Consider the following 14,053-nt stretch of genomic DNA (forward strand, 5'->3'; position numbering starts at 1 on the left):
ACTGACGCACCGCTATCGCAGGCAAGCCAGCTCCCACATTGGGTTTAGTGTTCGGCTTCTTAGAACGTCTGGCCCAGGTTCAAGTACACCGCCTTCTGGTTATCATCATTGAACCCATAGCTGAAATTCAGCGGCCCCAATGGCGTATCAAACCCCAGGAAAATACTCGCGGCATTGATATAGCCGCTGTCGAACTCGTTATCGTTGTTCCACGCCCGGCCCCGTTCCAGGGATGCGCCCAGGTACAACGGGAAGTCCAGCGGCAGGTACGAGCGCGGGGTGAGCCTGCGGAAGTACACTGCGCGCATCAGGCTGATGTTCTGCCCTGAAATCGCATCTTGGCGGAAGCCCGACAATTGCCGTGCGCCCCCCAGCAGGAAGCTGGAAATCACCACATCCGAATCATCCAGGGTGCGCCCATAGCGGCCGCCCAGTATCAGGGTGTCCGGGCCGTGGCTCATGGCCTTGTCCAGCTTGAATTCCCACTGGCGGTAGCGCTGGTCGGAGCCCAGGCCGGGTTCGAACTCGCGAAAGGCCAGGCTGATGTCTTCGCCGCTGTGGGGGAAGTACACGTTGTCCAGGGAATCGAAGGAGTATTTGAGCTCATAGAAGCCTTCGCTGAAGTTCACACTCGGTAGATCGCGGTCGCCAATGCGCACGTCCGCCTTGCCCCAGGCTTCGCCCACGCCGAAGCGGATCTCGCCGCTGTTGCCGATCTGTCGGCCCACGTTCAAACCAAAGCCGTAGCGTTCCAGGCGGTATTCGGAGATGGGGTCGTTGTCCAGGATCAGCTCGACGTTCTGTGCCTCGGCCTTGATGTAGGGGGCCACAAAGTAGCGTGAGCCGGTGTCCATGGGTTGGTAGAACTCGCTGTACAGCTCCTGCCGATCACCAATCTGCACCCGCGTCAGCCATTCCGCGCCGAGGCGGTTGATGCCGTTCACGCGGTAACTGGCGCCGAGGTTGAAGGCGCTGTCGCCGCGCATGTCGTCCGAGAGGTTCAAGCCCAGGCGCAGGTAGTCGGTGCCGCTGCGCTTGCCGCGTGCACTGATCACCAGGGTGTTGTCCTGGCCTTTTTTTACCACTCGGTATTGCACCTGCTCGAAGTAATCCAGGCCGTACAGGGTGCCCATGTCTGATTGCAGGCGGCCCAGGTTCAACGGTTCTCCCAGCCCCTGGCGAATGTAGTAGCGGATAACGTCGTCGCTGACCTTGGAGTCGTTCTCCACCTGGATTGCGGTGATCACCGGGGTGCGTTCGCCCGGCGTGCGCGCAGCTATCAGGTCGGCGTCGATGGGTTCGGCAGGGCGTAGGTGTGCCAGGCGTACGTCGAGGGCACGGGTGGCGCGGTAGCCGGCATCGATCATGTCCTTGGCGCGGCCAAAGTCGGTGACGCCATAAGCGGCCAGCGGCGGTTGGATCAACACGTCCTTGGGGTACAGGGCCTTGAGTTGTTCCTCGGAGTTACGCCGGGTCATCAGGGTGATGGACTGGTTGAGCACGTCCACCACGGTGGCCAGTTGCTTGCGCGAGCGCAGCGGGGTGCCGATGTCGACCACAATCGCGATATCAACGCCCATCTCCCGCGCCACATCCAACGGGATGTTGTCGGTCATACCGCCGTCCACCAGCAGGCGGCCGTCCAGTTCCACCGGGGCGAACACCGCGGGGATCGACATGCTGGCGCGTATCACCTGGGGCAGGTGGCCTTTGCTGAACACCACTTTTTCGCCGGTGGTGATGTCGGTAGCCACGGCGCGAAAGGGGATCGGCAGCTTGTCGAAGTTACGTGTGTTGCTGCTGTGGGCGAACATGCTCTCCAGCAGCAACGCCAGGTTCTGGCCCTGGATCACACCCAGCGGCAGGCCGAGGCTGCCATCGTCGCGGAAACTGAGTTTTTGTTTGACCAGGAAATCCCGGTCATCCTGTTTGCGCCGAAACGGTACGTCTTCACGCGGTGGCGCGTCGGACAGGGCCTGCTGCCAGTCGATACCCAGCGCCAACTTCTCCAGTTCGTCGATCTTGTAGCCCGACGCGTACAACCCGCCAATCACCGCGCCCATGCTGGTGCCGGCAATCGCATCAATATGAATACCTTGCTCCTCAAGCGCCTTGAGGACGCCGATGTGCGCCAGGCCACGGGCGGCACCGCCGGACAGCACCAAGCCGATTTTCGGGCGGGGGGCTTCTACAGCGTCGGCAAGTAGGGGGACAAGGCACAGGAACAGGCAAGACAGCAGGCGGCGCATCATCAATCTCGTGGCTGGGCGACAAAGGCCGCTATTATAGCCACCCGATTCGCTGAGCCTGTTACGCCAGGAGCCGCTTAATGATGTCTGCATGCAAACCCGAGATCGTGATCACCTATTGCACCCAGTGCCAGTGGTTGCTGCGCGCCGCGTGGCTGGCCCAGGAGTTACTCAGCACCTTTGCCGATGACCTGGGGCGCGTGGCGCTGGAACCGGCCACTGGCGGCGCGTTTCGCATCACCTGTGATGGCGTGCAGATTTGGGAGCGCAAGGCCGATGGCGGTTTTCCCGAGGCCAAGGTGCTCAAGCAGCGAGTGCGCGACCAGATCGACCCGCAGCGCGACCTCGGGCATAACGACCGTACCGTCTGAAGTCAGGCCGGCGCCGGTTGCTTGGCCTGGCTGGCGCTGCCCATCAGGCCGGAAAGCACGATGGCGACGATGATCAAGGCGCCGCCCAGCAGCATGCGCAGGGTCGGGGTTTCGGCAAACAACAGCCAGGCCACGGTGATGCCGTAGACCGGTTCCATCGCAAACACCACCGACGCGGTGCGCGCCTTGATCACCGCAAGGCTGGCAACAAACAGGCTGTGGGCCAAGCCGGTACAAAACACCCCCAGCAGCCCGATCCACAGCCAATCTATCCCTCGCACATCTGCCAGCCCCGGCGCGGCCACGGGCAGCAGGAGCGCGGCGACCACGACGTTCTGGCACAGCGCGGCCTGTACCGCAGGAATGCGCCCTGAACTGGCGCGATTGTTCAGCGACAACAACGAGAACAACAGCCCCGAGGCGATGCCCCATAGCAGCCCGCCCGTGGCCTCGCTGGCGAGATTGAAATCCGGGGTCACAAGCACCAGGCCAACGGTGACCAGCACCACCAGCAGCACTTCATTGGCGCGAATGCGCTCGCGGAAGATCAGCCCTTCAAGAATCACGGTAAAGGCCGGAAAGGCGGTGAACCCCAGGGTCGCCACGGCCACGCCGGCGACTTTGACGGCAATAAAGAACGTCACCCAATGGGCGGCCAACAACACACCGCTGACCAGCAGGCGACGCCAGTCGCGCATCTGCAGTTTCTTCCAAGGAGCGTTGCTGGCAAAGCGGGCGAATACCGCCAGCGCCAGCACGGCAAACGCCGCCCGGCCAAATACGATGATGGCGGGGGAGGCGGCTGCGAGTTTGCCGAATACGCCGGTAAGGCCAAACATCAATGCGCCGATATGTAGGGCGCCGAGGGCTGAGCGGGGAGTCATTGCGATCCTTGATCCAACAGGGGGTGACAGCCTCGCAGTCTAGAGGGTTGGAGGATGGGCGTCTGTCGCGGGCCGGGTGATTTTTAGCGCAAGACTCTTGCTAGCCCGCCCGACGCAACGCCCCGGGCGAGGCGCCAAACGCCCGTAGCATGGCCGCGCAAAATGCACTTTGCGAAGCGTAGCCGACGCGCTCGGCAATCTCGCCGATGGGCAGGGATGTTTCGCGTAAAAGCGTGAGGGCCATATGCAGGCGACGACTGCGTAGATAGTCCATCGGCGTCTGCCCGCATTCAGCCATAAACCGTGCGTGCAGGCGTGTCACGGACAAATCGGCAATTCGTGCCAGGTCGGCCACCTGCAGCGGGCGCGCCGCATGGCGCTCGATATGGGCATTGAACGCGGCGTAAGGCAAGCGCCGGCCGGGCAGCGGTTGGGCCTGGGGATGGTTGAGGCTGGCCAATAACAACACGGCGCCTTGCTGGACGATCAGCGGGTCGTGCACCGGGCTGTGTGCCAGCCACTGCACCAGTTGGTGTTGCCGGGCATCCAGCGCCAGGCGCGCGGGTTGGTCGAGCAAGCGGCGGCTGGCGTCGGCATGTTCGCCCAAGGATTGCACCACCCAGTGCTCAGTCGGCACATCCAGCACCAGGCAGCGGCTGCCGTCGCGGCTGATGCAGGCGTGGTGGGCGCAGAAGGGCAGCACCATCACGCTGCTTTCGCGCACCTGGCTGCCACGGCCATCGACTTCAAGGTCCAGGTGCCCGGACAGGCCGAACACCAACTGCGCATGGTCATGGCTGTGGGCAATGGGCGCTTCGAGGTAGTGGCGTAGCGTGAGGGTCGGGCTCATCGCGGTCTCCAGGGCGGCAAGCCGTCAGTCTACAACGCTTGGCGGGCCGCGGGCGCTGTCATCAGACTGACGCACGCTTGTCATGGACTATTAATCGCCAAGGCGCAAGCTCGCCAAAACAGCGTCGAGGGATGCCCATGACCCGTGCCGAGTTCACCAAGCCCAGCCGCAAGCAACGGGTGCGAACCCTGTGGATTTCCGACGTGCACCTGGGCACCCGGGATTGCCAGGCCGAACACCTGTCGCACTTTCTCAAGGGCTACCACGCCGACAAGGTCTACCTGGTCGGTGACATCATCGACGGTTGGAAAATGCGCGGCGGCATGTATTGGCCTCAAGCCCATACCAACGTGATCCGCCGCCTGCTGACCATGGCCAAGCGTGGCACCGAGGTCATCTATGTCACCGGCAACCATGACGAGTTCCTGCGTCGCTATTCCAAGCTGATCCTGGGCAATATCCAGTTGGTCGATGAAGCCGTGCACGTCACCGCCGATGGTCGCCACTTGCTGGTGATTCATGGCGACCAGTTTGATGTAATCACGCGCTATCACCGCTGGCTCGCCTTCCTTGGCGATTCGGCCTACGAATTCACCCTGACGCTGAACCGCTGGCTGAACCACTGGCGTGCGCGGTACGGCTACGGTTATTGGTCGCTGTCGGCGTACCTGAAACACAAGGTCAAGACGGCAGTGAGTTTTATCAGCGATTTCGAAGAGGCGATTGCCCACGAAGTGACCAAGCGTGAATTGCACGGGGTGGTGTGCGGGCATATTCACCATGCCGAGATTCGCAAGGTGGGCGAGGTGGATTACCTCAACTGCGGGGATTGGGTGGAGTCGTGCACGGCCTTGATCGAGCACTGGGATGGGCATATCGAGTTGTATCGGTTGGCGGATGCGCAGGCCAAAGAGGCACTGCTAAAGGCCGAAATGGTCGCTGGCTGAAGCCCTGCGTGCTTATAAAAGTGGGCGCTGGCTAGGTATCGCACACGGATTCAGCGTCCGGCATCAATCCCCTGTGGGAGCGGGCTTGCCCGCGATGGCGGTGGGCCAGGCAATTAATCTGCAACTGAACCACCGCCATCGCAGGCAAGCCAGCTCCCACACGTAATCCTGTTGCTTCAGTTGGAAACGTCGGCGATGGCTTGAGCCAGCAACGTCAAGCGCGTCGCATCAACCCCAGCCACGTTAGCCCGTCCCGAACTGACCATATACACACTGTGCTTCTCGCGCAGTTGCTTGACCTGCTCGGCACTCAAGCCGGTATAGGAAAACATCCCACGCTGCGCGCCGATATGCGCAAAGCGCTCGGCCAGCCCATGGGGCGCAAGCGCTTCCACCAACCCGGAACGCAACTGGGCGATCCGCGAACGCATGGCCTCGACTTCCTCGCTCCACTGCTTTTTCAGCTGCGCATCACCGAGGATGGTCGCCACCACGGCGGCGCCGTGATCCGGCGGTGTCGACCACAGGTTGCGAGCGATATTCGCCAGTTGGCTGCGTACATCGGTGAGCTTTTCGGCATCCGCCGCACAGACGATCAATGCACCTACGCGGTCGCGGTACAGGCCGAAGTTCTTCGAGCACGAACTGGTAATCAGCACTTCCGGCAGCTCGGCGGCAAACAGGCGCACCGCCCAGGCGTCTTGCTCCAGGCCGTCGCCAAAGCCCTGGTAGGCAAAGTCGATCAGTGGCAGCAACTGGCGTTCACGCACGATCTGCAAGACCTGGCGCCAGTCATCCTGGGACAGGTCAAAGCCGGTCGGGTTATGGCAGCACGCGTGCAGTAATACCACGTCGCCCTTGGGCACGCTGGACAGGGTCGCCAGCATCGCCGTCAGGTCCAGGCGGTTGTCGCTGCCCACGTAAGGGTAATGACTGACCTTGAGCCCGGCCTTGGCAAAAATGGTTTCGTGTATCGGCCAGGTCGGGTTGCTCAGCCACACGCCACGGCCCGGCAGGCTGTGGGCGATAAAGTCGGCACTCAGGCGCAGGGCGCCGGTGCCGCCGGGGGTTTGCGTGGCGCCAGCGCGGCGGTCACGCAGCAAGGCCGAGTCGGCGCCGAGCACCAGTTCGCTGATCAGGCTGCCGAAGGCTGTATCGCCATGGCCACCGATATAGGTCTTGGTCACTTGGGTGTCGACCAGGCGCTGTTCCGCCAGCTTCACCGAGTGAGGAATCGGCGTCAGGCCTTGGTCGTCCTTATAGACACCTACGCCCAGGTCGAACTTGTTCGGGTTGGCATCCTGGGCATACAGGTCCATCAGCCCGAGGATCGGGTCGCCGGGCACGCGACCAATGGCATCGAAATGCATTACTTGCGGCCCTCGGCGGTCTTGGCCACTTCGTCGGTGCGCGCGGCCATGATGAAGTCGTTACGGTGCAGGCCCTTGATGGAGTGGCTCCACCAGGTCACGGTGACTTTGCCCCACTCGGTGAGCAGGCCTGGGTGATGGCCTTCGGCTTCGGAGATTTCACCCATGGCGTTGGTGAAGGCCAGGGCGAATTTGAAGTTCTTGAACAGGAAAACCTTTTCCAACTGCATCACGCCGTCGCGCACTTCGATGTTCCAGTCAGGGATCTGCTTGATCAGTACCGGCAGTTCTTCATCGCTGACTTGCGGGGCATCGGCGCGGCAGGCTTCGCAGTGGGCTTGGTTCAAGGTGGTCATGGAAGGTGTCCTGAATTCGAATGATTGAAGGTCAGTGGCGTTACCCTAAAGCAACGCGGGGCCAGGGAACAGACTCACCTGGCCTTAAAACGTGAGGTTCACGCGGCTTTGGGCTTGGGTGGGAATTTCGGTGCGTGCAGACCCAGCTGCATACCGCGCTCGACCATGCCCATGATGTCTTCCTGCGCCACGTCGAACAGGCGCTTGAGTTCGGGCAAGACGAAGTACAGCGGTTGCAGGATGTCGATGCGATAGGGGGTGCGCATCGCTTCCAGCGGGTCGAAGGCCTGGTGCTCGGGCTCGTCCGACAGGCAATACACACTTTCTTTAGGCGACGACAGAATGCCGCCACCGTAGATACGCCGGCCCTGAGGCGTGTCCACCAGGCCGAACTCGATGGTCATCCAGTACAGGCGCGCCAGGTACACCCGTTGCTCCTTGGTGGCCGCCAGGCCGAGCTTGCCGTAAGTGTGGGTAAATTCAGCGAACCAGGGGTTGGTCAGCAGCGGGCAGTGGCCAAAGATCTCGTGGAAAATATCCGGCTCTTGCAGGTAGTCCAGTTCTTCACGGGTGCGAATAAAAGTCGCCACCGGGAACTGCTTGCTGGCCAGTAATTCAAAAAAGGTCTGGAAGGGGATCAGCGCCGGCACGCGGGCGACTTGCCAGCCGGTGGTGTCGGCCAGCACCTTGTTGATCTCGCCCAGTTGGGGAATGCGGTCCAGGGGCAGGCCGAGCTTGTCGATGCCGTCCAAGTATTCCTGGCAGGCGCGGCCCTCGATCACTTTCAATTGGCGAGTGATCAGGGTGTTCCACACCGCATGTTCTTCTGGCGGGTAGTGGATAAAACCTTGCGCATCGGGCTCGCGGGCCACGTAGTGCGTCTGCTTCATACGGCTCTCCTGCTAGGCATTCGTTCTTGTTATGTCCTGGGATGCCTCTATTGATAACCGGATAGGCGCAGGATTCCATCAGCCTTTAATGGACGCATGTAGGAAAAATCACCGACAATCGTAAAGTATTCGTTACGATAGTCCGACTTGTCACAGCTATGGGCTGGGAATGGCTGCCGTACTGTCACATAATCTTGACGACTATCTGCGCCCAGCGACAAAAAGACGCGGCGCCTACTCCCTTTTCGAGTCTTTCCATGCGTATCAAAGTGCACTGCCAGAACCGCATCGGCATCCTGCGGGACATCCTCAACCTGCTGGTGGAGTACGGCGTCAACGTCGCCAAGGGCGAAGTCGGCGGTGAGCATGGCAACGCCATCTACCTGTTCTGCCCTAACCTTGTGAACATGCAGTTCCAGGCGTTGCGACCGCAGTTCGAGGCGATTGCCGGGGTGTTTGGCGTCAAGCGGGTAGGGCTGATGCCCAGCGAGCGTCGGCATATGGAACTCAATGCGTTGCTCGGCGCCCTGGAATTTCCAGTGCTGTCCATTGATATGGGCGGCTCCATCGTGGCCGCCAACCGTGCGGCGGCGCAGTTGCTTGGCGTACGGGTAGATGAAGTGCCCGGGATTCCCCTGTCGCGGTATGCCGAGGACTTCGACCTGCCGGAACTGGTGCGCGCCAGCAAATCGCGAATCAATGGCCTGCGGGTCAAGGTCAAGGGCGACGTATTTCTGGCGGACATCGCGCCCCTGCAATCCTCCGAGCACGACGACAGCGAAGCCATGGCCGGCGCCGTGCTCACCCTGCACCGCGCCGACCGTGTCGGTGAGCGTATCTATAACGTGCGCAAGCAAGAGCTGCGCGGTTTCGACAGCATCTTCCAAAGCTCCAAGGTCATGGCCGCAGTGGTGCGCGAAGCACGGCGCATGGCGCCGCTGGATGCGCCGCTATTAATAGAAGGCGAAACCGGCACCGGCAAGGAGCTGTTGGCCCGGGCCTGCCACTTGGCCAGCCCGCGGGGGCAGTCGCCGTTGATGGCGCTCAACTGCGCGGGGTTGCCCGAGTCGATGGCCGAGACTGAACTGTTTGGCTATGGCCCCGGCGCATTTGAAGGGGCGCGGGCGGAAGGTAAATTGGGCCTGCTTGAGCTGACGGCGGGCGGTACCTTGTTTCTCGATGGCGTGGGGGAAATGAGCGCGCGCTTGCAGGTCAAGCTGCTGCGCTTTCTGCAGGACGGTTGTTTTCGCCGGGTGGGCAGTGATGAAGAGGTGTACCTGGACGTGCGGGTGATCTGCGCGACCCAGGTGGACTTGTCGGAACTCTGCGCCCGGGGTGAGTTTCGTCAGGACCTTTATCACCGGCTGAATGTGCTGTCGCTGCATATCCCGCCGTTGCGCGAATGCCTGGATGGCCTCGCGCCGTTGGTCGAGCACTTTCTCGACCAGGCCAGTCGGCAGATCGGTTGCCCACTGCCCAAGCTGGCCCCTGCGGCCATGGACAAACTCAGCCACTACCACTGGCCGGGCAACGTGAGGCAACTGGAAAACGTGCTGTTCCAGGCGGTGTCGTTGTGTGAGGGCGGTACGGTCAAGGTTGAGCATATTCGTCTGCCGGACTATGGCGTGCGTCAGCCGCTGGGTGATTTTTCTCTGGAGGGTAGCCTGGAGGATATCGTCGGGCGCTTTGAGAAGGCGGTGTTGGAAAGCCTGTATGCCGAACACCCCAGTAGTCGCCAGTTGGGCAAGCGCCTGGGGGTGTCGCACACCACCATTGCCAACAAGCTGCGTGATTACGAAGTGCTCAAGGCTGATCGCAGTTAAAACGGTGGGAGCTTGCTCCTGTGACGGCCGGCGCTGATCTAACTGACGCACCGCGATCCAAATGTGGGAGCTGGCTTGCCTGCGAAGACGGCCTAACAGTTAACACAGTTGGATCGGGTACATATCCGATATTTAGGTAGCGGCCACTTAGGGTTCCGCCCTGACGGCGGCTCACTTTTGAACAGCGCAAAAGTAAGCAAAACGCTCTTGCCCCACCACTCGGCACCTCGCCTAGGCTCGGTGTGCCCGTAATCCGCCAGTGATTTGGGGGGCCGCCGCCACGCGCCATCCATGGCGCGGGGCGGCTAAACCGGCATCCCTGCCGGTTTACCCCCCAAATCCCTGTCGAATTCCGGCCAGCGTGGTTTAACGGGGCGCTTGAGATCAAAAGCAGATCAAGATCAAGAGCGGCTCGCTTCGCATCGTGGGTACCGTCTGCTGCTACAGCCCACTGTCAGTTGGCATGTCAGTGCCTGTTCCACCGCTATCGCAGGCAAGCCAGCTCCCACATTAGTTGGGTATTGGCCACGGAATCAGCGCCCGGCATCAATCCTCTGTGGGAGCGGGCTTGCTCGCGAATACGGTAGGTCATTCAACATATCAGTGACTGATCCACCGCATTCGCGAGCAAGCCCGCTCCCACATTTGAGCTCTGTCGTTTTTCAGGCCGGTGTTTGCCGCAGGCGGCAGTAGTCCGCCGTTTTTTCGACTGTTTCTGCCCTGCCTATTTCAGCTATCTCCACGAAACCCCCGCCGCGCCTGGACTTTGGCCTCTTTTGAAAAGTTGGTTCGCAAATTGCTTAAGCCTCCTCAGTACAGCGGTGGGCGGCAAGCGTCCGTCAGAAAGAGGATAGAGCGTGGACAAGTACCTTTATGTGGCAATGACCGGCGCCAGCCAGAATGCACTGGCGCAGAAGGCCCATGCCAACAATCTGGCGAACATTTCCACCAACGGCTTTCAGCGCGACCTGGAGCAGGCGCGTTCGATGCCGGTGTTCGGTGACAGCTTTCCGGCGCGGGCGTTTGCCATGACCGAGCGGCCGGCCACTGACTTTTCTCCGGGCGCGATGATTGAAACCGGCCGCGACCTCGACGTGGCCGTCAGCGGCGACGGCTGGATGGCCGTGCAAACCCCCGATGGCGGCGAAGCCTACGTGCGCAGCGCCAGCATGAACGTGGATGCCCTGGGCGTGCTGCGTGCCGGCAACGGTATGCCGATCATGGGCAACGGTGGCCCGATTGCCGTGCCGCCCCAGCAGAAAATCGAAGTGGGTTCGGACGGCACCATCAGCATCCGTGCCATGGGCGAAGGCCCGCGGGTGATGGCGGAAGTGGACCGTATCAAGATGGTCCAGCCTGACCTCAAGAACATGACCAAAGGCCTGGACGGCACCATCCACACCAAGGATGGCCAGCCGGCCCAGGCCGACGCGAACGTGCGGCTGACCTCGGGTTTCCTGCAGGCAAGCAACGTCAATGCCGTGGAAGAAATGACCGCGGTGCTGGCGCTGGCCAAGCAGTTCGAGCTGCACATCAAGATGATGAACAGCGCTAAAGAAGACGACCAGGCCATGACGCGCGTCATGCAGATGAGCTGATTCAAGCCCACTAATTAATTTGCAACGCAGCGCCAACCATCCGGCGCACGAAGGAGAACAGCATGCTTCCGGCTCTATGGGTTGCCAAGACAGGCCTGTCCGCCCAGGACACCAACCTGACGACCATTTCCAACAACCTGGCAAACGTGTCGACCACGGGCTTTAAACGTGACCGCGCCGAGTTCCAGGACTTGCTCTATCAGATCAAGAAGCAACCGGGCGCCCAATCGACCCAGGACAGCGAACTGCCGTCGGGCCTGCAACTGGGTACCGGTGTGCAGATCGTCGGCACCCAGAAAAACTTCAGCGCCGGTAACCTGCAGCAAACCGGCCAGCCCCTGGACATGGCGATCAATGGCCGCGGCTTTTTCCAGGTACTGCAACCGGATGGCACCACCTCTTACACCCGTGACGGCACCTTCCACCTGGACTCTAACGGCCAGATCGTGACCGCCAACGGTTTCGCCCTGGAGCCTGCTGTCGTGGTGCCGCCCGACGCCAAGACCTTCACCGTCGGCAACGACGGCACCGTGTCCATCACCGTCGCGGGCAACCCGGCCTCCCAAGTGATCGGCAACCTGCAAACCGCCGACTTCATCAACCCGGCCGGCCTGCAGGCGATGGGCAACAACCTGTTCCTGGAAACCGCCTCCAGTGGCGCGCCGCAAATCGGCACCCCTGGCTTGAACGGCTTCGGCACCACGCTGCAAAGCACCCTGGAAACCTCCAACGTCAGCACCGTTGAGGAGATGGTCAACATGATCACCACCCAGCGCGCCTACGAGATGAACTCCAAGGTGATTTCCACCGCCGACCAGATGCTTTCGTTCGTCACGCAGAATCTGTAATCAGTCTATGGGGCGCCCTTGAGGGTGCCTGCAACACCGTGAGGTTAGGGTCATGAATCGCTATGTTTGTGTGTTGGCATTGAGTGGGATCGCCGTGCTTGCGGGCTGTGTCGCCCCCTCGCCAAAGCCCAATGACCCGTACTACGCGCCGGTGTTGCCACGCACGCCGCTGCCGGCGGCGGCCAACAATGGCTCGATCTACCAGGCTGGTTTCGAGCAGAACCTGTACAGCGACCGCAAGGCGTTCCGGGTCGGTGACATCATCACCATTACCCTGAATGAGAAGACCCAGGCCAGCAAGAACGCCAACTCGCAGATCGGCAAGAACAGCAAGACCAGCATCGGCCTGACCTCGCTGTTCGGCGGCGGCCTGAACACCAACAACCCGCTGGGCAGTGGTGACCTGAGCCTGGACGCCGGCTACAGCGGCGACCGTGCCACCAACGGCAAGAGCGCGGCAGGGCAGGGCAACAGCCTGACCGGTTCGATCACCGTGACCGTCGCCGACGTATTGCCCAACGGCATCATTGCCGTGCGCGGTGAAAAGTGGATGACCCTCAACACCGGCGACGAGCTGGTGCGCATCGCCGGCATGGTCCGCGCCGATGACATCTCCACCGACAACACCGTGCCGTCGACGCGCATTGCCGATGCACGCATTACCTACTCGGGCACCGGTTCATTTGCCGATGCGAGCCAGCCGGGCTGGTTCGACCGCTTCTTCCTCAGCCCGCTGTTCCCTTTCTAGGTGGCCATTTTGAAGTTCAAACAGCTGATGGCGATGGCGCTTTTGTTGGCCTTGAGCGCTGTGGCCCAGGCCGAGCGCTTGAAGGACATCGCCAGTATTTCCGGCGTGCGCTCCAACCAGTTGATCGGCTATGGCCTGGTGGTGGGGCTCAACGGCACGGGTGACCAGACCACCCAAACGCCGTTCACCCTGCAAACCTTCAACAACATGCTCTCGCAGTTTGGCATCAAGGTACCGCCTGGCTCGGGCAACGTGCAGTTGAAGAACGTCGCAGCAGTGTCGATCAGCGCCGATCTGCCCGCGTTCGCCAAGCCGGGGCAGGTGGTGGACATCACCGTGTCGTCCATGGGTAACTCCAAGAGCCTGCGCGGCGGCACCTTGCTGATGACGCCGCTCAAAGGTATCGACGGCAACGTCTACGCCATCGCCCAAGGCAACCTGGTGGTCGGCGGTTTTGACGCCGAAGGCCGCGACGGTTCGAAGATCACCGTCAACGTGCCGTCGGCTGGGCGTATCCCTGGTGGCGCCACGGTTGAACGCACCGTGCCGAGTGGCTTCAACCAGGGCAACAGCCTGACCTTGAACCTCAACCGCTCCGACTTCACCACCGCCAAGCGCGTGGTCGACAAGATCAATGACATGCTCGGCCCTGGCGTGGCCCAGGCCATCGACGGCGGCTCGGTTCGTGTCACTGCGCCTTTGGACCCAAGCCAGCGTGTGGACTACCTGTCGATCCTGGAAAACCTTGAGGTCGACCCCGGCCAGGCCGTGGCCAAAGTCATCATCAACTCGCGCACCGGCACCATCGTGATCGGCCAGAACGTCAAGGTCTCGCCAGCGGCGGTGACCCACGGCAGCCTGACGGTGACCATCACCGAAGACCCGATCGTCAGCCAGCCGGGGCCGTTGTCCGGTGGCCAGACTGCCGTGGTCCCGCGTTCGCGCGTCAATGCCCAGCAAGAAGCCAAGCCGATGTTCAAGTTCGGCCCCGGCACCACCCTGGATGAGATTGTCCGCGCGGTGAACCAGGTGGGCGCTGCGCCCGGCGACTTGATGGCGATCCTCGAAGCTTTGAAGCAGGCCGGCGCGTTGCAAGCCGACCTGATCGTGATCTGAGGC

Annotated in this window: 13 protein-coding genes; 7 read left to right on the forward strand and 6 right to left on the reverse strand. The window is 61.7% G+C overall.

Annotated elements, in window-relative coordinates:
* Positions 1-59: 59 nt before the first annotated feature.
* The gene (locus QK296_RS05815) at positions 60-2,249 is read right to left on the reverse strand and encodes a patatin-like phospholipase family protein (protein ID WP_034136123.1); all 2,190 of its coding nucleotides are present in this window, start codon (positions 2,247-2,249) and stop codon (positions 60-62) included.
* A gap of 83 nt (positions 2,250-2,332) precedes the next feature.
* On the opposite strand from QK296_RS05815, the gene QK296_RS05820 reads away from it, so the two are divergent.
* Positions 2,333-2,620, forward strand: coding sequence for a SelT/SelW/SelH family protein (locus QK296_RS05820; protein ID WP_014719371.1), 288 nt, complete (start codon positions 2,333-2,335; stop codon positions 2,618-2,620).
* A gap of 2 nt (positions 2,621-2,622) precedes the next feature.
* Here QK296_RS05820 and QK296_RS05825 read toward each other — a convergent pair whose 3' ends face one another.
* Positions 2,623-3,504 (reverse strand): DMT family transporter, encoded by an 882-nt coding sequence (locus tag QK296_RS05825; protein WP_094774028.1) that lies wholly within the window; start codon positions 3,502-3,504, stop codon positions 2,623-2,625.
* 100 nt (positions 3,505-3,604) lie between these two features.
* Positions 3,605-4,354: an AraC family transcriptional regulator gene (locus tag QK296_RS05830; protein WP_094775587.1), complete on the reverse strand. Its 750-nt coding sequence runs from the start codon at positions 4,352-4,354 to the stop codon at positions 3,605-3,607.
* A 137-nt stretch (positions 4,355-4,491) separates the two neighbouring features.
* Between QK296_RS05830 and QK296_RS05835 the strand changes: the two genes are divergently transcribed.
* Entirely contained in the window at positions 4,492-5,301 is an 810-nt protein-coding gene (locus QK296_RS05835; protein ID WP_003192999.1) for a UDP-2,3-diacylglucosamine diphosphatase, read from the forward strand.
* 176 nt (positions 5,302-5,477) lie between these two features.
* Here the strand turns inward: QK296_RS05835 and QK296_RS05840 are convergent, their stop codons facing one another.
* The 3 genes from QK296_RS05840 to phhA all read right to left on the reverse strand — a co-directional run bounded on the left by QK296_RS05840 (position 5,478) and on the right by phhA (position 7,917).
* Positions 5,478-6,671: an amino acid aminotransferase gene (locus QK296_RS05840; protein ID WP_003192997.1), complete on the reverse strand. Its 1,194-nt coding sequence runs from the start codon at positions 6,669-6,671 to the stop codon at positions 5,478-5,480.
* Entirely contained in the window at positions 6,671-7,027 is a 357-nt protein-coding gene (locus QK296_RS05845; RefSeq protein ID WP_003192995.1) for a 4a-hydroxytetrahydrobiopterin dehydratase, read from the reverse strand. The genes QK296_RS05840 and QK296_RS05845 overlap by 1 nt, the downstream gene beginning before the upstream one ends.
* A 98-nt stretch (positions 7,028-7,125) precedes the next feature.
* Complete coding sequence (phhA, locus tag QK296_RS05850; protein ID WP_003192992.1) at positions 7,126-7,917, reverse strand: phenylalanine 4-monooxygenase; 792 nt, start codon at positions 7,915-7,917, stop codon at positions 7,126-7,128.
* A gap of 257 nt (positions 7,918-8,174) precedes the next feature.
* Between phhA and QK296_RS05855 the strand changes: the two genes are divergently transcribed.
* The 5 genes from QK296_RS05855 to QK296_RS05875 all read left to right on the forward strand — a co-directional run bounded on the left by QK296_RS05855 (position 8,175) and on the right by QK296_RS05875 (position 14,050).
* Positions 8,175-9,740 carry a sigma-54-dependent phenylalanine hydroxylase transcriptional regulator PhhR gene (locus QK296_RS05855; RefSeq protein ID WP_003192990.1) on the forward strand — a complete coding sequence of 522 codons (1,566 nt, stop codon included), beginning with the start codon at positions 8,175-8,177 and terminating at the stop codon, positions 9,738-9,740.
* A gap of 857 nt (positions 9,741-10,597) precedes the next feature.
* Positions 10,598-11,338, forward strand: coding sequence for a flagellar basal body rod protein FlgF (locus tag QK296_RS05860; RefSeq protein ID WP_003192988.1), 741 nt, complete (start codon positions 10,598-10,600; stop codon positions 11,336-11,338).
* A 62-nt stretch (positions 11,339-11,400) separates the two neighbouring features.
* A complete protein-coding gene (flgG, locus tag QK296_RS05865) occupies positions 11,401-12,186 on the forward strand; it encodes a flagellar basal-body rod protein FlgG (protein ID WP_003192986.1) in 786 nt (261 codons plus the stop codon).
* Between the two features lie 52 nt (positions 12,187-12,238).
* A complete protein-coding gene (flgH, locus tag QK296_RS05870) occupies positions 12,239-12,934 on the forward strand; it encodes a flagellar basal body L-ring protein FlgH (RefSeq protein WP_032895934.1) in 696 nt (231 codons plus the stop codon).
* Between the two features lie 6 nt (positions 12,935-12,940).
* Positions 12,941-14,050 carry a flagellar basal body P-ring protein FlgI gene (locus QK296_RS05875; RefSeq protein ID WP_161793221.1) on the forward strand — a complete coding sequence of 370 codons (1,110 nt, stop codon included), beginning with the start codon at positions 12,941-12,943 and terminating at the stop codon, positions 14,048-14,050.
* Positions 14,051-14,053 lie beyond the last annotated feature (3 nt).

The sequence above is a fragment of the Pseudomonas sp. AL10 genome (assembly GCF_029960685.1).
Classification (GTDB): domain Bacteria; phylum Pseudomonadota; class Gammaproteobacteria; order Pseudomonadales; family Pseudomonadaceae; genus Aquipseudomonas; species Aquipseudomonas lactis.

Excerpts from the sequence above, each read along its gene's own strand:
- phhA (WP_003192992.1), bottom strand. The coding sequence starts at position 7,917 with ATGAAGCAGACGCACTACGTGGCCCGCGAGCCCGATGCGCAAGGTTTT.
- QK296_RS05835 (WP_003192999.1), top strand. The coding sequence starts at position 4,492 with ATGACCCGTGCCGAGTTCACCAAGCCCAGCCGCAAGCAACGGGTGCGA.
- flgG (WP_003192986.1), top strand. The coding sequence starts at position 11,401 with ATGCTTCCGGCTCTATGGGTTGCCAAGACAGGCCTGTCCGCCCAGGAC.
- QK296_RS05855 (WP_003192990.1), top strand. The coding sequence starts at position 8,175 with ATGCGTATCAAAGTGCACTGCCAGAACCGCATCGGCATCCTGCGGGAC.
- QK296_RS05830 (WP_094775587.1), bottom strand. The coding sequence starts at position 4,354 with ATGAGCCCGACCCTCACGCTACGCCACTACCTCGAAGCGCCCATTGCC.
- flgH (WP_032895934.1), top strand. The coding sequence starts at position 12,239 with ATGAATCGCTATGTTTGTGTGTTGGCATTGAGTGGGATCGCCGTGCTT.
- QK296_RS05820 (WP_014719371.1), top strand. The coding sequence starts at position 2,333 with ATGTCTGCATGCAAACCCGAGATCGTGATCACCTATTGCACCCAGTGC.
- QK296_RS05845 (WP_003192995.1), bottom strand. The coding sequence starts at position 7,027 with ATGACCACCTTGAACCAAGCCCACTGCGAAGCCTGCCGCGCCGATGCC.
- QK296_RS05815 (WP_034136123.1), bottom strand. The coding sequence starts at position 2,249 with ATGCGCCGCCTGCTGTCTTGCCTGTTCCTGTGCCTTGTCCCCCTACTT.
- QK296_RS05825 (WP_094774028.1), bottom strand. The coding sequence starts at position 3,504 with ATGACTCCCCGCTCAGCCCTCGGCGCCCTACATATCGGCGCATTGATG.
- QK296_RS05840 (WP_003192997.1), bottom strand. The coding sequence starts at position 6,671 with ATGCATTTCGATGCCATTGGTCGCGTGCCCGGCGACCCGATCCTCGGG.